The following is a 22,263-nucleotide window of genomic DNA, read 5'->3' as shown; positions in this document are numbered from 1 at the left end:
TCCGACTAGCCACCGCCACCGGCTTTCTTGATCGCTTCCAGTTCGGCTTTTAACGATTCCGTAAACTTGGCAAGCGCCAAATATTTCATCTCCAAAGCCTTTTTCTCAGCGTCCAAAATATTGTATTTGGTTTTAAGCTGCTGCAGAAACCGGCGTAACCGTTCCATATCGTCTTGCATGGAAGGTTGTTCGGAAAACGAATGACTTGTCTCGGTTTCGCCGCCGGGCTCTCTGAAATTACTGGTTTCAATGCCATCATCAATCGGAAACGATGAAGGGGCTTTTAGTTGATCCGGACTGATGCTTTCGATACCGCCGCTTAAAATCAGCGCATTGAATTTATGCCGCATCAAGATAAATGCCGCCGTTTCACTAATCTTGCCGTTCTGGCAAACCACCACAATAGGATGTTGCCGATTCAAGGTTTTTAGCTGCATACGCAGCGAAAAAAACGGCAGATTGATACTGTAGGGCAAATGCTTGGGCTTGTATTCATCGGGCTCGCGCACATCAATCAAGTCGGCGCCTTTGGCCACTAAATCCTGCGCATCTTGATAGTTTATATATTTAAGCGTCGGTTGCTTAATCAAGGTCAGAAATTGCTCCTTGCCCAAGCGCAATAAGGAAACATCCGTCAAGGCACTGACTGAAACATTACGAGGTTCGCCTGAAATCAGTGCGTCCTCGCCAAAGGTCTCTTGATCGCTTAGTTGCGCCAGCTTAATCTCTTTGGCGTTGGGAGCCGGCTTTCTGCTCACCAAGCATTGGCCTCTTTTGATAATGTAGTAAAAATCGCCCTGCTCACCTTGATTGACAATCACAGTGCCGGCGTTGACGCGTACTTCCTGCATGCCCATCAAAATCTTTTGCAAATTAGCCGGAGGCAATGCCCGAAAGACGGGCGACTTCAACAAAGTCGTCATCCAGTCATCGTTATCCTCTACCTCGTCAACTACCATAAAACTCTCTGTTTCTTCATACGGGACATCTTGAGCCGATTTCATCATATCAGCATTCAATCGCAAAAAACGAATTCGGCTACTCGCAACAGCGTGTACTTTTCTGGGGATTTGATGCGCTAATGCGAAGCGCGCCGACGGGCTATCGGACTTGATCGTTTCGATCTTTAACAGATCGGTTTGCAAGGTCACATTACCATTAAGCAGATAGAGCAGATCGTTACGCTCATCGCCACATTTAAACAAAAATTGCCCCTCTTCCGCGTCCTCGATCTTGATTTGTGCGCATAACGCCTCAAATTTATTGAAGGGTAAGGTAGATAGCGGAATTAATTGCCGAATCACACGGCCTTCAGCGGAATGGATGTCGACAGCCACGTACTCGTTGCGAATAAAAAGTGAAGGGAAACCAACAAGAAAACTTAACCTATGATAGTCGATTATTAAGTAAACTCTCAGTGAAACATTTTGCCGGCCAGCGTGTCCATGCTGGCAACTTAACTGCCTGGAAAGCAAAAACCATGACGAACATGAACAAACTATTGCTGATTATCTTGTTTGGCCTGAGCAGTTGGCAGGCCAATGCGGTATTACCCGGACAAGTCGATGGCGCGCCACTGCCGTCATTGGCGCCGATGCTTGAGCAAAGCATGCCGGCCGTCGTCAATATTTCCACCTCCACCAATGTGCGAGTGCAGGAAAATCCGTTGATGAACGATCCGGCATTCCGGCGTTTTTTCAATATCCCGAAAAATTCAAAGCAACAACAACGGAACAGTCTCGGCTCCGGCGTGATTATCGACAAGGATCAAGGCTATGTGTTGACCAATAACCATGTGATCGACAAGGCCGATAAAATCACGGTCACGCTCAGCGATGGTCGTCAACTCAACGCCAAACTGCTTGGTACCGACCCGGAAGCGGATGTCGCCGTTATCCAAATACCCGCCGACAATCTTAGCGCGCTGAAAATCGCCGACTCCAGCCAACTTAGGGTCGGTGACTTCGTAGTCGCCATCGGCAATCCATTCGGTCTGGGCCAAACTGTTACCTCCGGTATCGTTAGCGCACTGGGCCGCTCCGGCCTGGGCATAGAAGGCTACGAGGATTTCATTCAAACCGACGCTTCGATCAATCCCGGCAATTCCGGCGGCGCTTTGGTAAATCTGCGCGGCGAATTCGTTGGCATGAATACGGCGATTTTGGCCCCCAATGGTGGTAACGTGGGCATCGGCTTTGCAATCCCCTCCAATATGGCTACCCGGTTGATGGAATCGTTAGTGCAGCACGGCGAAGTGCGCCGTGGCTTGCTAGGTGTGACTACCCAAGACTTGACGCCGGAACTGGTGAAAGCCTTTGCCCTAAAAAGCCAGCATGGCGCTGTCGTCAGCCGAGTGGACGCCGGATCGCCAGCGGAAAAAGCCGGTCTGGAGCCAGGCGATATTATCCTAGCCATCAACGGTCAAGATGTGAAAGGCGGCAGCACGCAAATTCGCAACGCGGTGGGTTTGCTGCAAATCGGCGATACCGCCAGCCTGGAAGTCATGCGCGGCGAGGAACGTAAATCGTTGCAAGCCACCATCGGCAAACCAAAGCGCCCGGAGCTAGCCGGCGACAAGTTACACCCGGTCTTGAGTGGCGCCGTGCTCGGTGTGACACCCAAAGATCAGGTGGAAGGCGTGATGATAGAAAAAGTGGAACAGAATTCCAAAGCCTGGAAAACCGGTTTGCGGCCCGGTGACATCATCGTCACCGCAAATCGTTATCGGGTCAGAAGCCTGGACGAGATCAAGCAAGTGGTCAATCCCAATGCACCCTTGCTGGTTAATTTGCAACGCGGCGGCGAGGCGTTTTTCGTGGTGCTGCAATAGAGCCTGATTAGTTCAACATCGATTTCAACGTGGCAAGGCTAGCCTTGCCACGTTGTTTAATTTCTTCCGGCGCCAACTGCTTTTTGTTGGCCCATTCCAGATCCTCTTCCGGCAGTTCGTTTAAAAACCGGCTGGGTTCGCACTCCGCCAAATCGCCGTAACGCTTGCGGTGCGTGCAATAGCTAAACGTCAAGGTTTGCTGGGCACGGGTAATCCCGACATAAGCCAAGCGCCGCTCTTCCTCGATATTATCGGTCTCGATGCTGTTTTGATGCGGCAGCAAGTTTTCCTCCATGCCGATCAAAAATACATGCGGAAACTCCAAGCCCTTGGCGGCATGCAAGGTCATCAAGCTCACCTGATCGCCGGCTTCGTCTTCCTGATTGCGATCCAGAATATCCAGCAGCATCACTTTAGCAATCACATCCGCCAACGATTGCTCGACGCCTTGCTCTTTGGTGGCGATGCGTTGCAGCCATTCGACCAGCTCGTACACGTTTTTCAATTTCCGCTCGGCCGACGCCGGGGTTTTGCTATTCTCCTGCAGCCAAGCCGCATAATTAATGTCGTCGATCATCTTGTTGATCACCACAAAAGTATCTTCTCGCTCGGTCTTTATGGCCGTCTCCTTCAGCCAATCGCAAAACATATTCAGGCGTTGCACCGATTTTTCCGGCAGGCGCTGTTGCAAACCCAACTCGTTGCAGGCCGCGAACAAGCTGATATGCCGCTCGTTGGCGTAGGCACCCAGTTTTTCCAATGTAGTCGGGCCAATCTCGCGGCGCGGCGTGTTGATCACCCGCAAAAACGCCGCGTCGTCATCGCGATTAACCAGTAAGCGCAAATAGGCCAGTACGTCCTTAATCTCGGCATAGGAAAAAAACGAAGCGCTGCCGCTGATAAAGTAAGGCACGTTGTTCTCGCGCAATTCTTTCTCGAACAAGCGCGACTGGTGGTTGCCGCGATACAAAATCGCATAGTCGCCGTAAGAACCGCCGGTTTTGAAACGCTGATGAATAATCTCGGCGGTCACTTGCTTGGCTTCGGCAATGTCGTTTTTGTGGCTTAACACCCGCAGCGGGTCGCCGAAACCCAAATCGCTCCAGAGTTTTTTCTCGAAGGCATGCGGGTTGTTGGCAATCAACTGGTTGGCCACTTTCAAGATCCGCCCGGCGGAACGGTAATTCTGTTCCAGTTTGATGACCTGTAAGCGGCCGTAATCTTTTTGCAGCTGCATAAGATTCTCGGGTTGTGCGCCGCGCCAGGCGTAGATGGACTGGTCGTCGTCGCCGACCACGGTAAAGCGGCCCAGATTACCCGCCAACAGCTTGACCAATTGATACTGGGTGATATTGGTATCCTGGTATTCGTCGACCAGCAAATAGCGAATCTTGTTCTGCCACTTTTCCAGTATGTCCGGATGTTGTTGAAACAACAGCACCGGTAACAAGATCAGATCGTCGAAATCGGTGGCGTTATAAGCCTTAAGGCTACGGGTAAAAGCTTCGTAAAGCAGCGCCGCCGGCAAGCTGTTGGCATCGGCTTGGCTCAAAGCCTGGATAGGCGTGATAAAGGCATTTTTCCACTGGCCGATTTGCCCGTTGTACTGCTCCACATTATCAATATCGCAGCCGCCGACCCCGTGACTGACCAGATTGCGCAGCAAAGTCAGCCGGTCCTGTTCGTCGAACAAGGTAATCGCCGCCTTATAGCCCAGGGCTTTGTGTTCTGCGCGCAATATGTCCAGACCTAAAGAATGAAAAGTCGAAACTCTGAGGCCGCGGCCCTGTTTGTCATCCAGCAAACGGCCAACCCGGCTCTTCATTTCCCGCGCCGCCTTATTGGTAAACGTCACTGCCGCAATATGCCGCGCCGGCGTGCCTTGCTGCACCAGATAAGCGATCTTCTCGGTAATCACCCGCGTCTTGCCGCTGCCGGCGCCAGCCAGCACCAGTAACGGGTGATCGATGATTTTGACGGCGGCGAGTTGTTGGGGGTTGAGTTTGGGAGACACGAAAACGACGAGATGAATAACAGAAAGCTTATTATCTCAAGCTGACGATTTCTGTGCTGCTTGTATTTGGGAGAGGGGTCTGGAGCAGCGGCTTCAAGGAGCTATCCCAAACTAAAATAGGGGCCGTGAAAATCATGGCTTTCCGTTTAGGACGGGACACATAAAAGGCTTAACCGTTCGCCCCGAGCAAAGTTGAAAGGTGGACGATTAAGTCCGCTCATAGTTCGACAGGCTCGCCGGGATACCCACAGGGCACAAGCGCGGGTATCCAGTGCCATGGATGGTAAGTTCAGCCCCATCCCTGGAGTCCGGATTCGCTCCACGCTCTAACGGGTCCGGCAATCCATGCCGGAATGACGCTCTCGAACAAGGTTGTCACGTAATCTACAAAGTAAAATTAAACGAGAAGCCAAAATCGTGACCATTTTGAACTTGTTTGGCGACCATTAAAAGACTACATTAAGTCCACACATTGATTCGCCGAGATTTGTATGCGCTATTCAACACAAGTAAAACCCATAAGCTATTTGAAGGCCAACGCTGCCGAAGTGTTATTGCAACTGACCGAGCGGCGTGAGCCGATGGTTATCACCCAAAACGGCGAGGCCAAAGCAGTGCTTCAGGATGTTGCATCCTACGAGGAAACCCAGGAGACGTTGGCGCTCTTGAAACTCCTGGCGCTTGGTAATAAAGATATTGAACAAGGCAAGGTCACGCCTGTTGGCGACGTGGTTGCTCGGCTACGCGCAAAACCATCCGGCAAGTAATGTCGGAACAACAATACGAAGCCTTGCTCACTAAGGGTGCCGAACAGGATTTGGAAACCATCTACGACTACATCGCTGAGTTCGACTCCGTAGCCAATGCCAACTATGTATTGGACGCTTTGCTGGAGATTGTTGAGAGTTTGGTCAACTTCCCTGACCGGGGGACCTATCCAAAAGAATTACTGGGATTAGGTATTCAAGATTTCCGGCAAGCATTTTTCAAACCATACCGGATCATTTACCGTGTAATAGGTCAAAAGGTTTACATTGTCCTCATTACAGACGGTAGAAGAGATATACAGGCATTGCTGAGCCGCAGGTTGCTTGGGTAACTAGGGAGGATACCGTTAGTTCTACTTTGTCAGATTACTCGAACTACCTCTCTAAGTCCGTCTTTTCGGCAGGGATTGCCGCAATCCAGACTCCATCGACGGATCGAAGCTTACCCTCCATGGCACTGGGTACCCACTTCCCGGCGGGTATGAGGAACCTTTTTCGTAATCTGACAAAGTAGAATTAGACGATCCACCCAATGGCATCCGCCTTACGGGTTCACATCCCTAAATCGTCCAACGGGCTGACGACACCTTGACCGCCCTGATTCAACACATGGGTATAAATCATCGTGGTCTCCAGCTCGCTATGCCCCAATAAAGCCTGAATGGTGCGAATATCGGTGCCGCGCTGCAGCAAATGCGTGGCGAAACTGTGGCGGAAAGTATGCGCAGAAACCTGCTTGGCGATGCCGGCCAGCCGAACCGCCGTCCGTATAGCCTTGTTGATCTGCGACTGGTCGACATGATGGCGCCGAGTCACGCCCGACTGCGGATCGGCCGACAACGAACGCGCCGGAAACACATATTGCCAGCTCCATTCGCGCTCGGCATTGGGATATTTTTTCGCTAACGCATAAGGCAAATAGACCGCGCCGTAACCCTCGGCCAAATCCTTATTGTGAACCGCCTTGACCTTATCGAGATAATTTAACAACAAAGGCGCCAGCGTGGCGGCAAAAGTCGTCACCCTATCCTTATCGCCCTTGCCGGAACGCACGGTAATCTGTTTGTAGGCAAAATCGATGTCCTGCACCCTGAGGCGGACGGCTTCGCTGATCCGCAAGCCTCTGCCGTACAACAGTTTGACCACCAGTTGCGGTACGCCCTCCAATCGCGCCAGCACTTGCTTCACTTCGTTCACCGACAGCACCACCGGAATATGGCGGTGCGTTTTGGAGCGAATGGCGTCTATGCGCTTAGTCAAAGGCTTATCCAGGACTTGCTTGTACAAAAACACCAGCGCATTCATGGCTTGATTCTGAGTCGCCGCCGCCACATTGCGCTGGGTCGCCAAGTAAGACAGGAACGCTTCGATCTTGGCCTCGCCGTCATCGAACAAGGCCTGCCGTTCCGTCATCTTGTGAAATTTGACGAATTGCTTGATCCAGTCGCAGTAACTGCGTTCGGTATGCAAGGAATAATGTTTCAGTCGCATCACGCGGCGCACATCTTCCAGCAAACTGGGCCGTTTTTCACTTGACATAAAACACCTACCTGATAAAGTCAGTGGCGAATTTAATATGCAGGCAAGATTGCCTGATTTGACGACTAATATCAAGTTATCAAGGCAAATATGCCTAGTTTTCCAAATACGCAAGCAAATGTGCCTGAAAAGGCGGGTAATAGCAGCTTATATGGGCAGATTTGCCTGATAATCAATAGTTAGGCGGCGAAAAATGAGCTACTGGCGCAATCTTTTGATTCTTGTTTTGCTTCAGTTTGTTGCACCTCCCCTGTGGGCGTGCTCACGACCTCCGGGTGAAGCGCAGCCCACTGAAGGCGAACTCGTTCAAAAGGCTAAGGCCGTTTTTGTTGCCCACGTGTACCGAACGACCGAGGGATCACGATCTATCGACAGCAGCGAGAAGCTTTTCCCTGTTGTCGAAGGCGAGTTTCGAGTTATCGAAGTGCTAAAGGGAGTACCTCCCTCTAATGGAAAGGTGACAACGCTCGTTCCTAGTCCTGGAAACTGCGCGGTGCTCCTCGTGGCTGGGGTTGATTATGTCTTCTTCATTCAAGAGGGACACGACTTCATCTGGTGGCCTGACGGCTCGCAGGCATTTACAAATCTCCACGCCACCGAACCGAAGAGATTTCTCGAAAGGCTTCGCACATTGGCGACGGAGAGGCCGCAATGAAGCGCGTTTCGCCGCCTAATCGGGTAAGGGCGAGTTTCTCTCTCGCCCTCCCCACACCACCTAGCATGCGGGTCCGCACTAGGCGGTTGAAACAGGGTAATGAAAACGTACCCACTGGTCTTTGATCGACACCAAGCCCTGCGCTTTTAACCACTCGTTGTTCATCGCCATCTGCGTAATCGGTGTCCGCGACATGGCGTAAGGCCCTTTCGAGCTCACGCCGGTTTTAATCGCTTCCTTCAGGCTGACGCCCAAACTGACCAGATGGCTGATCTTGGTGCGCGGCCACCGCCACTGTTTCCAGTAGCAACAGCGCATGCGCCGCCGTAGCCATTCGTCCAGCTCGGGAACTGGCCGGTAATATTCCGATAACGCAAAGCAGTTCATCCAACCCACGATATAGCGTCGCAATTCGCGGTAGCGGTAAGCCAGGCTGACGCCCCACGAGCGCCCCGTGAGTTGTTTGATCCGATGTTTAAAGCGGTGTAACGCTTTGTCGCTCCAGACGATTTTGTTGCCTCGGAAGCAGAACCCGAGAAACTCCAGTTCGTTGCTGGTACAGATACGACTTTTGTTGAGATTGACGTGCAGTTTCAACCGCTGTTCCAGAAACCGTGTGACGTTGGCCTGCACCCGTTGCGCCGCCCGCAGGCTGCGCACGCAGATAACGAAGTCATCGGCGTAACGGGCAAAACGGTGGCCGCATTGATGCAGGTAGACGTCCAATTCGTGCAATACGACGTTAGCCAGCAACGGCGATAGCGGACCACCTTGGGGAACACCCTTCGGGGTCGCTTGCCATTGCTCGTTTTCGATGACGCCGGTGCGCAAATAACGACCGATCAGTTGCAACACCCGCTTGTCGCGGATGCGTTGGCTGAGCAGCCGCATCAACACATCGTGATTGACGTTGTCGAAGAAGGCAGCCAAATCGATGTCCACCACCATCCGGTATTTCGCTCGAATATAGTCGCGCACTTGCCGGATGGCTTGGTGAGCGTTACGTCCGGGACGGAAACCGTAGCTGTTGTGGCTGAACTCGCGCTCGAAGTGCGGCGCGAGCTGTTGCGCGATGGCTTGCTGGATGACGCGGTCGGCGATTGTGGGGATGCCCAACGGCCGTTTATCGCCGTTGGGTTTGGGTATCCACACCCGCCGGACCGCTTCCGGTTGGTAGTCGCCGCTCATCAATTGGGCCTTGATGGTCGGCCAATGTTGTTGCGCCCAAGCCGGAAAATCCGCCACGGCTATTGCATCAACTCCGGCCGCGCCCTTGTTCGCCTTCACGCGCTTCCAGGCGCGTTGCAGGTTGTCGCGGGCGACGATGGTCTCCAGTAAAGATTGTTCCAAGGCGTGCACGGTTGTCATACGCCAGCACTCACTTCCCGCGGGTCGCAGGCTCCGTCAATACCGAGTCTGACAAGGCGCTGCCCTGTCCTGTTTCTTTGGTCCTTCGCGCCGCCGGCAATCCCGCCGCCAAAGCTACTATGACCGCTGCTGACTTCTGAAACGTCACACACCGCATGGCTACGATGCGCGCTGCTCTTCAAGAGCCGCTGGCGTCTCAGATCTCCCCAGATAAGAACATGAACTGTCACGACACAACCGCCGGATTTACTGTACAGCGCGAATTCATGGCCTTCGTTGTCCTGTGCCAACTCGACCCTGCTGCTCAGCCTTATATCCGATTTCTGTTCGTCGGCTCGTCGTTTTGCACTTAGGCTTCCTTCAGACAATCCCTCGCGGGCTTGCCTTTGCCTTCGGCTAGTCGTTATGATCGCTAACATGATTAACGTTGAATTCTCCGACAGGGGACTTGCACCCCATAAGTTCATGCCCATGCTGGGCGTACACCCCTCCGTCAAGGGGACGTCCCGCAAGCGGGCCGCCCCTTACGTCGAACGTTAGGCCTCTTCTGAACACGAGAAAGTAAGTAATGGGGAAAATTCATCTGATATTGGGGCCACAAGGCTCAGGCAAGTCGACCTACGCAAGACGCCTCGCACAAGCTGAACACGCCACGCGTTTTTCTATCGACGAGTGGATGCAACAAATGTTCGTTCCTGACATTCCAAAGGCCATTGCGTGGATCTATAGCGCATCCAAACCGGTGGCGTTTATTCGAATGCTTTTTGAGTTCGGCCTGCCACTTGTATACGGTTTGTCCGTAGCTGGTATGCTAGGCCACCATGTGTTACGCCCCTAACAAGGCGCTTCACCAGACCAAAAACCGCGATGCGGTTTTTGGTCTGGTGAGCTTGTCGTTAGATCTCTATGGACAAAAAGCCCGACCCACTTTGGCTCCACGCATATTCCGGCAAAGAGAACGGACTAATGGTAGTCGGTTCTCCCTCCTCGATGCGAGCTTTGGGCCAACAACTTGTCGCTGCGGCAGATGACACCGCTAGGGGTGGGGAGGAGTCCATGTCATCATCCTATCGGCGCACCTTATCGAGTTCTTCTTTTTACGGCGTTATTAACGCATGGCGCTTCACCAGACCAAAAACCGCGATGCGGTTTTTGGTCTGGTGAGCTTGTCGTTAGATCTCTATGGACAAAAAGCCCGACCCACTTTGGCTCCACGCATATTCCGGCAAAGAGAACGGACTAATGGTAGTCGGTTCTCCCTCCTCGATGCGAGCTTTGGGCCAACAACTTGTCGCTGCGGCAGATGACACCGCTAGGGGTGGGGAGGAGTCCATGTCATCATCCTATCGGCGCACCTTATCGAGTTCTTCTTTTTACGGCGTTATTAACGCATTCGGCATTTTAGCCAGTTGAGCCGGCGATGCGAGACATTTCAGATAAAAAAGCCGTTCAGGGCGTTTCGCGTGACACTTAAATCGTTATTCAGTTTGTTTTAGGTAGGAGAAGTCCCCAGGTTTTGCACCTTAAAGTACACCCCCCGCAAGCCTCACCAGTAGAGGGAGATGTCTCTGTGTAGCATATGATTGCCTTCATTTGACAGAGACCGCGATTTGTTTTGCATTCAGCTATGGTTTTACTCTAACATTTTCTGCGTGCGCTGAATCCGTTGTTAACTTAGCCAGATACTTTCGACAGGGGTGTGTCGGTATGATCGTTAGAAAAATCAAAGAACTATGCTGGTTAGCGGTGCTGGTGTCGTTAAGCGCTTGCACAAAACCAGGTGTGCAAACCGGCGGTAGCGCCAACCTACTTAGCGGTTCGGCGGGAGGGTCCACTAGCGTCAACGCCAATAAAGTGCTGGAACATTGTGACAATCCATTGGGTACCCTGGCGGTCAGCGACGGTCGTATCACGGGAGCCAGCGCCGTCACCACGGTAGATCCGTTGATTCGTTTGGCGGTACAGCAATCCAACTGTTTTGTGATCACCGGCATCGGCAACCAGGCCACCTTGGCACTACTCAACGCTATTACGTCACAGCAACGTGAATCCGGTGAGTATCGGGCCGGCTCCAAACAGCAAAAAGGCCAGCGGGTCGCGGCAGATTATCTGCTGGAGCCGCAGGTCATCGTCCTTAACGAAGCCACCCAGGGCAACAGAGCCGGACTTTACGGCGGCGGCATGCATCAGCATTACGCTCCACCGGGACAAATCTCGTTGGGCGGGATTTTTGTAGATGCCTTGGCGGGTGCCGCGGCGAGCGCCGCCGATAAACGCACCACGGACGTAGCATTGACCTTGATCGATATTCGCTCGACAGTGCAAATCGGTATTTCCCAGGGCAGTTCCACCGCTAATGCCCTACAGGTATCGGGATGGGGCGGATTCTTAGGCGAGAACGTCGCCGGCGGCTTTGGTTTGGCCAGCTTTACGCGAACCCCGGAAGGCTTATCCACCGCCGCCGCGTTTTTTGATGCCTACAACAACCTGGTGCAATCTTTACGGAATTACAAAGCCCAGGAAGTAAAAGGAGGCGCCGGCACCGGCGGCCAGCTGCAATTCAAATAGAACGCGATAAGATGCGCTAAATTGGATGTGCCGACGCAAGGGGGCGCATCGTTCGAGTATCAAACACACCATGACCGAATATGGTCGCTTTTACATACCGAAAGCCATGTGGTTTTTTACCGTCAATCTTGCCGAACGCAAAAATAATCATTTATTGACTGACAAGATTGATGAATTACGCGATGCCTTTCGATCTGTAAAACAACACGAACCTCTTCATGTTGATGCCAACATCATCATGCCGGATCATTTGCATTCGACTGCATGGATGCAGGAGGTATAGCAACGCATGGAGCAGTTGCCGAGCATTTGGACATTGCCCCCCGACGACGGTAATTTCTCTGTCAGATGGAATATATTGAAAGGGCGATTTTCCAGGACAATCGACCACAGTGAAAGAATCTCAAAAAGCCGTCAAAAACGACGAGAGCATGGAATCTACCCAAGGGCACAAGTGGCAGCGCCGATTTTGGGCTCATTTAATCGAAGACCAAGACGATTACAACCGTCATGCCGATTATATCCATTGGAATCCGGTAAAACAGGGGTGGGTCAATAAAGTTTGTGATCGGCCTTATTCGAGTTTCCATCATTATGTTGAGCAAGGTATTTATACGGAAAATTGGGGAAATAATGAAAACGCAGATATTTACGGCATTGAGTAACTCGACCGATGCGCCTCCTTGCGTCGGCATCCTATCGGCGCACCTTATCGAGTTAGGCTCACTCCCGTGCCATTCGGGTCAGGTTACATTATTGGTGTCGCAAACCCATCAATTTGTAGTAGCCAGCGTCTACCTCGCATCGCTAGACAGGCCTCAATACCGTTAGTAATAACCGTATATTTCAAGCGGTTGAAAATAAAATAAACTTCAAATTCAGTATCTTGCAAGCATAAAAAACCTGCTGACCATTCGGACAAAGCTGGCCGTGATTTTGCTTACTTTGTCCTAAGGACGCCTGGCGCTCCGCAATTGTTGGTTTTCTTACCACCGTAGGCGAAAGACAGCGGCGGGAGCCAGGCCAGCTCTTCATTCCGTTAAACTTAGAGAGAGGCAGTATGTTTGAACATAAAAACTTAGATGGCCAATGGAACAAAGCAATTCCGGCAACCGACAGCTTCATCAGTAGCGAAGTTCTGGAATGCCGGGATACCGTGGGCGAAGAGCCTGCGAAAATCAGTCGCAAACAATATGCAGTGATCGGCGACCATCTGGTCGAACGCTGCCTGCCGCCCGAATCGATAGGCAACACCTGGGCCTATGATGTCGCCCAAATGCCTTGGTGGAGCGCGGTGATGAATCCGCCGCACGCCGGCATCATTGCCGAATTCAACAGTCAAAACGGTGGATTGCACCGCCGGCATTTGGATGTCGCGCATTATGTGGTCGGCTATGCCAGCGCCGGTGAGGAAATCACCCTGCTCGATACCTTGTACCACGTCACCCGCGCCAGCGATGGCACGGCGCTAAGCGCTAGCTCGATGTTGGAATTGCGCAAATTGTATTTTGCGTAACACCCGCGCTTGTCCCTTCGGCAGTTGATCGGAGGGACAGAAGGCCTTAAGGTGCGATTGCCAAACGGCATCGCGCCGCTGGTCGATAAAGCGCACGCCCCGCCTTACGCTCACGCCTGCTCGACGCTCAATTTTTCTAGTCTGCCGAGCGTGCTCCAGTAAACCCATCGTAAACGCTAGCTCAGTCAGGCGAATGTCCCAACATAAATCAGTGCGGCATCATCGAGCCGTTTGAGGGCCCGCTGGACCGAAGTCGACAGCGGACGCCCTGGTAGTTTTGGCGTTTTTTCAGAGATCTACATTTTAATGGCCGACATGCCGCCATCAACTTTCAGAATTTGACCGGTAATCCAGCTGGATTTGTCCGATAGTAAAAATAACGCCATCCGCTGAAAATCTTGGAAACGGAGCGATAGCGAAGTGAAGATTTTTAGTCCCCGATAGCCGTAGCGCTGGGCGGGTTTTCGCAGCGAAGCGGAGAAAACCTGCAAGGCATCGCGACACGGCGTCAAGTCATGCGAGAGCCTAAGTTTCGACCCCCTGTTGGGTCGAAATGAGGTGACGCGGACGAATCGGGGCCGCCGAAGGCATAAACTGCCAGCAAATTTTTCGCGCTGAAATCGGATGGGACCCATTTCAGCTTTACCGAAAAATGCTGGCGCTCTTGTGTGCAATATCGTCTGCTTCGCCCAAGCGTTTCAGCGGATGCTTCGCGGCGGCGGCCTGTTTTTTGCTGTCTTCGCGCAGCAAATTTTCCGCTAATGGCGTGTTGGTCAATGACGGTGCTATCGCATTTACCCGGATTTTCGGCGCCCATTCCGCCGCCAAGGCGCGGGTCAAGCCCTCTAACGCCCCCTTTGACGCCGATACCATGGCGTGGAAAGGAAACCCGGTTTGCACCGCCACGCTGCTAAACAACACGACCGAAGCGGACTCTGCCGCTTGCAAATTTCGTTGGTAGTGTTGCAAACAGCGTACGGCACCGACCAAATTCAACTCCAAATCCGCTCTGAACTCCTCGGCTTTAATCCTGGCAAACGGTTTTAAGTTGATACTGCCCGGGCAGTAAACCAAACCCTGCAACGGTTCGTCGATGGCGGGTAATACGTCGCTTAGAATATCGCAGCTATGATGCCTGAAGACATTCGGCACTACAGCAGAACGGCTTAAGGAATGCACTTGACACTGTGTTAGCTACAAACCGGCTAGCGCTGCACCGATACCGCTGCTGGCCCCTATGATCAAAATATTACGCATTCGGCCCCCTCTGTTAGCCAATAAGCCCGCAGAAAAGCCATCTCTTGCGGTGGGGGTGCTAATGATTTCTTCTTCTATGCATCTTAATAGACCGAGTTTTTGCACCACTAGCCCCCCGAGCTAGAAGGCTACCCTGCGGATTCGGTTAGTCAATCCGATGCGCACAGCCCGGCTGGGCGGGATAGAATGCTATTTTCGTTTGCGGGACTGATACATGAATCTGCGCCGATTTGGCATCTACTGCGGCATCGCGGCCCCGCTAATATGGCTGTCGCTGATTAGTCTGGCCGGCGCAATGCGCCCGGAGTTTAGCCACAGCTATCAGTACATCAGCGAGCTTGGCGAACGCGGCAGTAGCACGGAAATACCGATGCGCTATATCGGCTTCGAATTCGCGGGCGTTTTGTATGTGTGTTTTGCCACTGCGCTCCCGGCAAGCCTGCGAGAAGGTTGGCGTTCAGCACTGGTTGCCGTATTTATCGGCCTGGATGGATTGGGGCGCGTCGGGGCGGGTGTATTCGCCTGCGATCCGGGCTGCGATGGCTTGTCGTCGAGCCAGGAATTACATAGGCTGTTCGCTACCACCGGCTTTTCTTCGGCTATTCTGGCGGCAATTGCTTGCGGTATTGTGTTCCGCGGCCATGCCTGGTTAGGCATTCTTAGCGTCTACTCGATTGGCAGTGGCATTCTGGCGGCGATTTTTCTGCTGCTTATGACTTGGGATACTAACCCGATACAGACTCCCGGCCTGTTTGAGCACTTGGCAACCGGCGTCCTCTCCCTCTGGCTGTTGGTGTTTGCCGCGCGTTTATCGCGCGCGTCTACTTAGGCGATTTATGGCAATAAATGTACCCAAAGCAAGCAATTTTCCGTTGACTGAGCTGACTTGTGCTGAGCGAAGCCGAAGTCAACCGTTCGCTTCGGCTCCGCTCAGCGAACAACATATGAGGAATAGCTACAGTATTAAGCGGCGCGGTGCTATTTCCAGCCGACAGGAACTTTCCAGGATTTAAACCGCCGAAAATACCAACCTAAAATCAGTGGGAGGAAACATGATCAGTGCTGTGTATGCCGCGTTGGCGGCCTTATTGATAGCATGGTTATCTCTAAGAGTTATCAAGCTGCGGCGGGCGAAAAAAGTGATTTTCGGCGATGGCGGCGAAACCGATTTGCAAATCGCCATTCGCGCCCAAGGCAACGCCACGGAATACATCCCGATATTGCTGATTCTATTGCTTGTGTTGGAATTAAGCGGCGGACACGTTGCGTTGCTGCACACCGGCGGTTTAGCAATCATCCTTGGCCGTGTGGTGCACGCGAGGGGCTTGTTGCACGCGAATCTGGACCAACGCGTGCTGGGCATGCAAATGACTATTTTTACCTTGATCGGCCTGGCCATTGCCAATTTCGGCTACGCCGCTCATGCGGCATTCGGGTAGGCTTAAGTGCCGTTTTGCAGACAAAAAATCGGATTTTCTCGATAGCTTAAGGACGCTCGCGCCAAGCAATAATACCGGTGGCCAGCGAGATTTCCCTTAGAAAACACAGCAAACCGCCAATCAAGGCCAACATCGCCGCGATAAATAATAACGACACCGCATCGGACAAATCGATGGCAAACTCCACGCCCACGAACATGGCAACGATGGACATGCAAACCAGCAACGCGCAAGTGGTACACAAGCTAATAGCCCAATGGATCCAATGCGCCCGCCGTGCAAGCGTTCGCATCTCGATATGCTGGGCTTCGGCTTCGGCGCCATTTAATTCGCGTAATAAGCGAAACCGGTCTACGGTTCGTCCCAAGCGATTGGTCAATACGCCTAAAATACCGGCCACACCGGTAAGCAGAAAAACCGGAGCGACCGCCTGCTGAATCACATGAGCAACGGTTGGTATATTGGCTATGACATCCATAATAATGATCTACAAAGTTAAGAATTTACAAAATTACCTTATCCGCTGGGACATGCAAAACGGCGAATTTGTCGCTTATCGAATAATTTAAACATGCGTGTTGCATTTAAACAGCATCCGGTTACATTGACCGATGCCATTAATCCAACCGCCAACTCACGGAGTACCGCGTGTTTCCCGTTAAATCATGCATCTTCGCCCTGACAGGGCTTATCCTGAGCCCATTCCTATTTACGCCGAGCTTGGCCGCCCCCGTCTCGCCCATGTACCGACCTTCTTCGGCGCTGACCGGCCATGATCTGGCGATCATTGTCAACGACGCCGACCCCTTAAGCGTACAGATCGCCGCTTACTATCAACAACAGCGACAAATACCGGCCGAGCAGATGATACATGTCCGCTTCGCGCCGAATCAGGCGGTTTTGTCCAAACAACAATTCGAGCAGGTCAAGAAGGAAGTCGATCAAAAAACCCCGGAGCATGTGCAGGCCTTCGCACTCACCTGGCTGCAACCGTTTCGGGTCGATTGCATGTCCATCACCACGGCCTTCGCGGCGGGCTTTAGCGAATCGTTTTGCGCAAAAGGCTGCGTGGAAACCCACAATAGCCCTTATTTCACTTCCGAAACCGATAAACCGTTTAAAACTCATGGCTGGCGGCCGACCATGGCCGTGGCCGGCAAGACCTTCGCGGAGGCGAAAAAGCTGATCGATACCGGCGTTGCCGCTGATTATTCGCACCCGCAAGGCTCGGCATATCTGTTGAAAACCTCGGACAAAGCGCGGAGCTCCAGAGCAGTACTGTTTCCGAGAGTGGCCGAATCGCTCACCAGTTTTTGGCCGGTGAATTATCTGGAGCAAGACTACATTGAAGGACGCCAGGACGTGATGTTTTATTTCACCGGCCTGACCAAGGTGCCGCATCTGGCGGATAACCGCTATTTGCCGGGCGCTGTTGCCGACCATCTCACGTCCACGGGCGGCGTGATGTCGGGCAGCGACCAGATGAATATCACCGAATGGCTGCGCGCCGGTGCCACCGCCAGTTATGGCGCGGTGGTGGAACCCTGTAATTTCCCGGCCAAATTTCCAAATCCCGGGGTATTAATGTACTTTTACCTGCGCGGCAGCAGCTTGATCGAAGCGTATTGGAAAAGTGTGGCCCAACCCGGCCAGGGCATTTTTGTCGGCGAACCGCTGGCTAAACCGTTTGCCTATCAGCCGCACCAAACACCAACTCACTAATCCTCGGCGCCGTCATCGGCAACAATTAGCCGATTACGGCCGGCCTCTTTGGCGACATAGAGAGCTTGATCGGCGCGGTTTAACAAATCGAGGCGATTGCTCCCTTGGGTGGGATAAAAGGCGACGCCTATCGATACCGTCACCTGCGGCAGCTGATGACTGCCGAATTTCAACGATAAAGTTTCGATAGCGGAACGCAATGCTTCCAAGCGGCGCAAGATTTTATCCGGCTGGATTTCGGTAGTGACCACCACGAATTCTTCGCCGCCAAAACGACAAACCATGTCACTACCTTCCCGAAAGCCGCTCATCAATTGTGCGGTTTTCTTCAAGACTTCATCGCCGGCATCGTGGCCGTAGTTATCGTTAAATTTTTTAAAATGATCGATGTCGATCATCGCCACGGCCAGCATTTTGCCGCTGCGGCTCATCCGCAACAATTCCCGGTCCAGTACTTCTTCCAGAAAGCGCCGATTGAACAAACCGGTCAGCGGATCGCGGATCGACAACTCGTGCAACTCCTCGCGTAGTGCCAAATTAGCCAAAGCCAGACGGGCACTATCACCCGCCGCTTCGGCTATCGACAACTCTCTTTGGATATCTTCCTGATTTTGACTGCTGAATTGACATTCGATATACATCAAACCCAAGACTCGCGAATGCGCCAATAAGGGTATGCAGAGATAAGGACTACTCCCCGGTTTGACATGGCTACAGACCGGGTTGATGCTTTGGCCGATGCGGGCAATATGAATACAACCACGACGTATGCCCCAGCATTCGTCCGGGGTAAACACTGTCTCCAGCTCGCTTTCGCCGCTGCCCCAGGCATCGACCAACACCAGCGAGTTACCGGCAGCATCCAACATGTAAAGCCCACCAGCGGAACCGGCAAACAAGCGTACCAATGCCGCTTTTATAATCGGATAGGCCTCGTCCATTTTTTGGCAACTTTGCAACAAATCGGTCATCTCGCGGATTAATTGCATATGCAAAATCGCGGCTTCCAATTCGTTCTGGGCTTTTTTTAAAGCGGTGACATCCCTGGCCGCGGCAAAAATGCCGGCAACGTCGCCTTCATCGTTGCGATAAACCGAGGCGTTGTACATCACCTCGGTAATCTTGCCGGAGACATGGCAGATAGCCAGCGGATAATCCGTGACTTTACCTTGCGAAAACGCCAAGCGATAACCGTCGCGGGCTTTTTGCGGATCGGTAAAGTAATTGGAAAAATCGCTGCCGATCAGCTGTTGCCGCGCGACCCCGGTGACTTTTTCGGTCGCGCTATTTACATCCATGATCTTGCCATCGGCGCTGATGGTGACCAGCGGATCGAGACTAGCCTCGATCAGGCTGCGCGCATAAGACGTTTTAACGCTCTTCATTCGCGCAGCTCAATTGCAAAAAGGGTTCACGAGTAACAGCCGCGCTTATTGATACGCCTCGCCCCACTGCCCCAGATAAAATCGCTGCTCCAGCGCTACGCGGCTGCGTTCGGCCTGCTCGGCGGCTTGAAAGTCTTCCGCCAAGGTGTCAACCTCGGCTTGATAACCCAGTGCCAGCATCGCCATCGGCGTGCAGTCGTCGGGTAAACTCAGCGCTTGCCGGGCTTTATCGGCATCGAAACCACCCATTTGATGAACAATTAAACCCAATGCGGTGGCCTGCAGGCACAAACTAAGGGAGGCCGCGCCGGTATCGTAAGCCGCCCAGCGGTTAGGTTTACCATTGTGATTGAAGTTTTCCATAGCCACCGCCAGGATCAGCACGGGCGCATTTTTGGCCCATAACTGATTTTTCTCGGCAATTACCGCCAACGCATTTTGCCAAGCCGCAGCATCGTGGGCTTTATCGCAAACCACATAGCGCCAAGGTTGGTCGTTAAAGCAAGAGGGCGCCCAACGTGCCGCCTCCAACACTGCTGTTATATCGGTTGGGCTGACCATTTTATCGGGATCGAATGCTCTAGGGCTCCAACGCTTAGCGATAAGCTCGTGAATATTTACCTGGGTATTGGCGGTTTTTTGTTGCATGGGTCTATCTCCTAAATGGTTAAACCTCTTCTATAGCCGTCTAGCCGATCGCATATTTTAAATACTTGTATCAGCGCCAGTTTCTGTTGTAAAGCACTCGGAAATGCATCTAACTTGATTACGTCCGGCATACTTAGCCATATATAAAGCCGCATCGGCACTCGCTATCAGCTCGCGGCATGTCATACCACCGGCTGGATAAGCCGCTACTCCGAAAGAAGCGGTGATCGTAATCGAGGCACAATTGAAAAACACCGATTCGGCGGCAATTGCCATGCGCAATTCATTTGCTCTCTCGTAGGCGGTTGCTTCGGTGGTATTGGGTAACACCCAAAAGAACTCTTCGCCCCCATAACGACAACTAATATCGCTACCTCGCGAGTAGCGTTTCATGATGGCGGCAAAATGCTTCAACGCTTCGTCGCCAGCCAAATGCCCATGCCTATCGTTGATAGCTTTGAAATGATCCAGATCGGCCATCACGACGCTAATCGACTGCCCCAATCGTTTGGCCTGAAGTAGTTCCCGCGCCAAGTTTTCGTTGAGAAATAGCCGATTGTAAAGCCCGGTCAGCGGGTCCCGAGTTGCTTGTTCGCGGAGTTGTTCCTGCAATAGCTGAACGGCGCGCTCGTTGCGCAGTCGTTCGGTAATATCTACCCAAACCGCAATCAGCACCCGCTTGCCGGCGATAGAAACCGATGAGTTGCCGGAGACTTCCACCGTAATGACTTGGCCGTCCTTGCGCTTGGCATCCGTCACAAAACTGATTTGTTCCGTCTCGCCAGCCAGCAGCCGCGTGGTTTCACGGACGAAGGATTCGTCACAGCCGTCGGCAATATCGGTTGGCCGCATCCTTAAAATCTCATCAACGCTGTAACCGATAATGCCGGCAAACTTTAGGTTGACGTAATGGAAGCTGTCTTCAACCATCATGGTGATGCCCACCAGGGATTGATCCAGGACACTGTGGAATTTTTGTTCGGCCTCGCGTAAGGCCCGGTTGATCTTTTCGTTCTCACGCAACGCTTTGGCGAGCTCCTGGGTGCGCCGCTCGACTAACTCTTCCCAAATAACCGTGGTTTGAAACCGGTCAAAATCCGAGCCATTTGAACCGCCAGCGCGTTCGGCACGGTCCATCAAGGCCTGAATGACTTTGTTTAAACGGACGATCTCCGCCCGCAAGCCTTGTTCGTCTAATGCACTTAACGACGCTTCAGAGTTAGACATATTCGCTCTCGTGGCTCACGTTGCCAATTGCGATAGCGGCGAATGTCTGATTAACGTGTACGCCGCAATACTGTTCGCCATAGGTGTTAAACCCCACGGCCTGGTTTTCGCGGAGCAATTCGCCAGCCAGCGCGGTCAACCCTTGCTGATCCAACTCCAAGCGACGCAACACGCAATCGAAGGCCAAAGTAAGCTGCGGCTGGCCGATTTCGGAGCGGACCAAGGCAAACGTTTGCCGTAAATTCTCGAGCAAATCGACGCCATGCGCCATCCGCAGTACCAAGCCTTCTTCTATGGCGCAATAAAAAGTCAAACTTTGATCGGGGTTGGCGCGTTGGATGGAACGTACGTAATGATTGCCGGCAATAGTCACCACCACGGGCGAGGCGGCAAAATGCCTGGCGTTAAGATCGTTTACTTCCACACCCAATAAGCGGGCATATTCATAGGCTGCGGGCAGGCCATTCAATTCCATGACAGCGCGGCGGCTGACATCGGCGGCAGTCACCACCATTCTTTGCTCGGTGGGCATGAAATGTTGCGTTTTAAAGATTTTGAAGGGTAGCGAGGTATTGATCAGCAGCAATATGGCACTGTCCTGATAAAACCTGCCGTTTAGAAAAACATGAGTGCTTTTAAGGTGCAAACTATCTCCCGCCGAACCGCCAACCAGGGGAATTATGCTAAGTTGTGTTTGCAGGGCTTGGATCACCGGCTCTTCCCGCACAGACAGGCCATCGATCAATAAAAACCCGAAACTGTTTTGGCTATTGGCCTGCGGTGCTTGGGCTTCCAAATCTTGTAACAATTTCTGCGCGAATTTACGCACATCCTGCGTTTCAAAATGCTGTAAATCGGTGATCAAGCCAGCGACTGCATGGAATGCGTCCGCAGAAAAACTGACGCCGACCAAGCTGTTATTCTGTATCCCGGTCGGCCCGATTTCACCGGCCGTCGTACAACCTACCACCTGGGTGTCGCCAAATAGCTGCGTAATTGCCGCCGCCAACCGCGGGCGATCATAAACACTGGCACAAAAAATCACTACCAAGGCCATGGCGGGTTGCACCAGCCCGGCGTGTAACTCATGAACTGCCAGCTCCAAGTCCGGTGCAGTTGATTGGGCGATGCGAACAGAGGTTTGGCTAAGCATGGTTATCAACATTTGAGGACGGTCGAACAACTAGCCTGCGATGGTAAATCAGCCTGGCCACTGGGAATAGCCCATAATGGTACAGGGCTAAAACAATCAAGTCCAAATTTGCCGCCATACATCCGGCGTGCTTTATAGCGCTTGGCAGTTGGTGTTAAAATCGCGCGTTTACTAT

Annotated in this window: 23 protein-coding genes; 12 read left to right on the top strand and 11 right to left on the bottom strand. The window is 52.5% G+C overall.

Annotated elements, in window-relative coordinates; genetic code table 11:
• Positions 1–5: 5 nt before the first annotated feature.
• On the bottom strand, positions 6–1,337 hold the full coding sequence (locus EBA_RS24810) for a cyclic nucleotide-binding domain-containing protein (RefSeq protein WP_192377088.1): 1,332 nt from the start codon (positions 1,335–1,337) through the stop codon (positions 6–8).
• 152 nt (positions 1,338–1,489) lie between these two features.
• Between EBA_RS24810 and EBA_RS24145 the strand changes: the two genes are divergently transcribed.
• The gene (locus tag EBA_RS24145) at positions 1,490–2,830 is read left to right on the top strand and encodes a DegQ family serine endoprotease (RefSeq protein ID WP_407663608.1); all 1,341 of its coding nucleotides are present in this window, start codon (positions 1,490–1,492) and stop codon (positions 2,828–2,830) included.
• 7 nt (positions 2,831–2,837) lie between these two features.
• On the opposite strand, the gene rep is transcribed toward EBA_RS24145, so the two are convergent.
• Positions 2,838–4,844 (bottom strand): DNA helicase Rep, encoded by a 2,007-nt coding sequence (gene rep / locus EBA_RS24140; protein ID WP_192377086.1) that lies wholly within the window; start codon positions 4,842–4,844, stop codon positions 2,838–2,840.
• A gap of 491 nt (positions 4,845–5,335) precedes the next feature.
• On the opposite strand from rep, the gene EBA_RS24135 reads away from it, so the two are divergent.
• A complete protein-coding gene (locus tag EBA_RS24135) occupies positions 5,336–5,611 on the top strand; it encodes a type II toxin-antitoxin system Phd/YefM family antitoxin (RefSeq protein ID WP_192377085.1) in 276 nt (91 codons plus the stop codon).
• A complete protein-coding gene (locus EBA_RS24130) occupies positions 5,611–5,943 on the top strand; it encodes a type II toxin-antitoxin system RelE/ParE family toxin (protein WP_192377084.1) in 333 nt (110 codons plus the stop codon). Before EBA_RS24135 ends, EBA_RS24130 begins: the two co-directional genes overlap by 1 nt.
• Before the next feature lie 220 nt (positions 5,944–6,163).
• Here EBA_RS24130 and EBA_RS24125 read toward each other — a convergent pair whose 3' ends face one another.
• Complete coding sequence (locus tag EBA_RS24125) at positions 6,164–7,150, bottom strand: integron integrase (protein ID WP_192377083.1); 987 nt, start codon at positions 7,148–7,150, stop codon at positions 6,164–6,166.
• A 193-nt stretch (positions 7,151–7,343) separates the two neighbouring features.
• On the opposite strand from EBA_RS24125, the gene EBA_RS24120 reads away from it, so the two are divergent.
• Entirely contained in the window at positions 7,344–7,805 is a 462-nt protein-coding gene (locus tag EBA_RS24120) for a hypothetical protein (RefSeq protein WP_192377082.1), read from the top strand.
• A gap of 78 nt (positions 7,806–7,883) precedes the next feature.
• On the opposite strand, the gene ltrA is transcribed toward EBA_RS24120, so the two are convergent.
• Entirely contained in the window at positions 7,884–9,173 is a 1,290-nt protein-coding gene (ltrA, locus tag EBA_RS24115) for a group II intron reverse transcriptase/maturase (RefSeq protein WP_192377081.1), read from the bottom strand.
• 568 nt (positions 9,174–9,741) lie between these two features.
• On the opposite strand from ltrA, the gene EBA_RS24110 reads away from it, so the two are divergent.
• The 5 genes from EBA_RS24110 (at position 9,742) to EBA_RS24095 (ending at position 13,257) form a co-directional block, all read left to right on the top strand.
• Positions 9,742–10,011 carry an AAA family ATPase gene (locus EBA_RS24110; RefSeq protein ID WP_192377080.1) on the top strand — a complete coding sequence of 90 codons (270 nt, stop codon included), beginning with the start codon at positions 9,742–9,744 and terminating at the stop codon, positions 10,009–10,011.
• An 869-nt stretch (positions 10,012–10,880) separates the two neighbouring features.
• Positions 10,881–11,741 carry a hypothetical protein gene (locus tag EBA_RS24105; protein ID WP_192377079.1) on the top strand — a complete coding sequence of 287 codons (861 nt, stop codon included), beginning with the start codon at positions 10,881–10,883 and terminating at the stop codon, positions 11,739–11,741.
• 70 nt (positions 11,742–11,811) lie between these two features.
• Complete coding sequence (locus EBA_RS24805) at positions 11,812–12,024, top strand: hypothetical protein (protein ID WP_324615374.1); 213 nt, start codon at positions 11,812–11,814, stop codon at positions 12,022–12,024.
• A 109-nt stretch (positions 12,025–12,133) separates the two neighbouring features.
• Positions 12,134–12,406, top strand: a complete 273-nt coding sequence (locus tag EBA_RS24800) for a hypothetical protein (RefSeq protein ID WP_324615373.1) — start codon at positions 12,134–12,136, stop codon at positions 12,404–12,406.
• Positions 12,407–12,801: 395 nt separating this feature from the next.
• Positions 12,802–13,257, top strand: a complete 456-nt coding sequence (locus EBA_RS24095) for a hypothetical protein (RefSeq protein ID WP_192377078.1) — start codon at positions 12,802–12,804, stop codon at positions 13,255–13,257.
• A gap of 296 nt (positions 13,258–13,553) precedes the next feature.
• Here EBA_RS24095 and EBA_RS24680 read toward each other — a convergent pair whose 3' ends face one another.
• Positions 13,554–13,892, bottom strand: coding sequence for an SDR family oxidoreductase (locus tag EBA_RS24680; protein WP_192377077.1), 339 nt, complete (start codon positions 13,890–13,892; stop codon positions 13,554–13,556).
• 7 nt (positions 13,893–13,899) lie between these two features.
• Positions 13,900–14,436, bottom strand: coding sequence for an SDR family NAD(P)-dependent oxidoreductase (locus EBA_RS24085; RefSeq protein WP_229427864.1), 537 nt, complete (start codon positions 14,434–14,436; stop codon positions 13,900–13,902).
• Positions 14,437–14,728: 292 nt separating this feature from the next.
• Here EBA_RS24085 and EBA_RS24080 point away from each other — a divergent pair, with 292 nt between their 5' ends.
• Complete coding sequence (locus EBA_RS24080; RefSeq protein WP_192377076.1) at positions 14,729–15,343, top strand: DUF998 domain-containing protein; 615 nt, start codon at positions 14,729–14,731, stop codon at positions 15,341–15,343.
• A gap of 223 nt (positions 15,344–15,566) precedes the next feature.
• Positions 15,567–15,953: an MAPEG family protein gene (locus EBA_RS24075; RefSeq protein WP_192377075.1), complete on the top strand. Its 387-nt coding sequence runs from the start codon at positions 15,567–15,569 to the stop codon at positions 15,951–15,953.
• Positions 15,954–15,999: 46 nt separating this feature from the next.
• On the opposite strand, the gene EBA_RS24070 is transcribed toward EBA_RS24075, so the two are convergent.
• The gene (locus EBA_RS24070; RefSeq protein ID WP_192377074.1) at positions 16,000–16,431 is read right to left on the bottom strand and encodes a DUF2721 domain-containing protein; all 432 of its coding nucleotides are present in this window, start codon (positions 16,429–16,431) and stop codon (positions 16,000–16,002) included.
• 263 nt (positions 16,432–16,694) lie between these two features.
• Between EBA_RS24070 and EBA_RS24065 the strand changes: the two genes are divergently transcribed.
• On the top strand, positions 16,695–17,675 hold the full coding sequence (locus EBA_RS24065; RefSeq protein WP_225616424.1) for a TIGR03790 family protein: 981 nt from the start codon (positions 16,695–16,697) through the stop codon (positions 17,673–17,675).
• On the opposite strand, the gene EBA_RS24060 is transcribed toward EBA_RS24065, so the two are convergent.
• Genes EBA_RS24060 through nosP form a run of 4 tightly spaced genes read right to left on the bottom strand, consistent with a single transcriptional unit; the run spans position 17,672 to position 22,088 of the window.
• Entirely contained in the window at positions 17,672–19,060 is a 1,389-nt protein-coding gene (locus EBA_RS24060; RefSeq protein WP_192377072.1) for a sensor domain-containing diguanylate cyclase, read from the bottom strand. The two genes, EBA_RS24065 and EBA_RS24060, sit on opposite strands and share 4 nt — an antisense overlap.
• 45 nt (positions 19,061–19,105) lie before the next feature.
• Positions 19,106–19,708, bottom strand: coding sequence for a nitroreductase family protein (locus EBA_RS24055; protein WP_192377071.1), 603 nt, complete (start codon positions 19,706–19,708; stop codon positions 19,106–19,108).
• A gap of 57 nt (positions 19,709–19,765) precedes the next feature.
• The gene (locus EBA_RS24050) at positions 19,766–20,935 is read right to left on the bottom strand and encodes a sensor domain-containing diguanylate cyclase (RefSeq protein WP_192377070.1); all 1,170 of its coding nucleotides are present in this window, start codon (positions 20,933–20,935) and stop codon (positions 19,766–19,768) included.
• Positions 20,928–22,088 carry a nitric oxide-sensing protein NosP gene (gene nosP / locus EBA_RS24045; RefSeq protein WP_192377069.1) on the bottom strand — a complete coding sequence of 387 codons (1,161 nt, stop codon included), beginning with the start codon at positions 22,086–22,088 and terminating at the stop codon, positions 20,928–20,930. The genes EBA_RS24050 and nosP overlap by 8 nt, the downstream gene beginning before the upstream one ends.
• Positions 22,089–22,263: the final 175 nt, after the last annotated feature.

Origin of the sequence: Methylomonas albis, assembly GCF_014850955.1 — a bacterium.
In the GTDB taxonomy this organism is placed as follows: Bacteria; Pseudomonadota; Gammaproteobacteria; order Methylococcales; family Methylomonadaceae; genus Methylomonas; species Methylomonas albis.
This window is presented reverse-complemented; position numbering and strand designations above follow the sequence as displayed.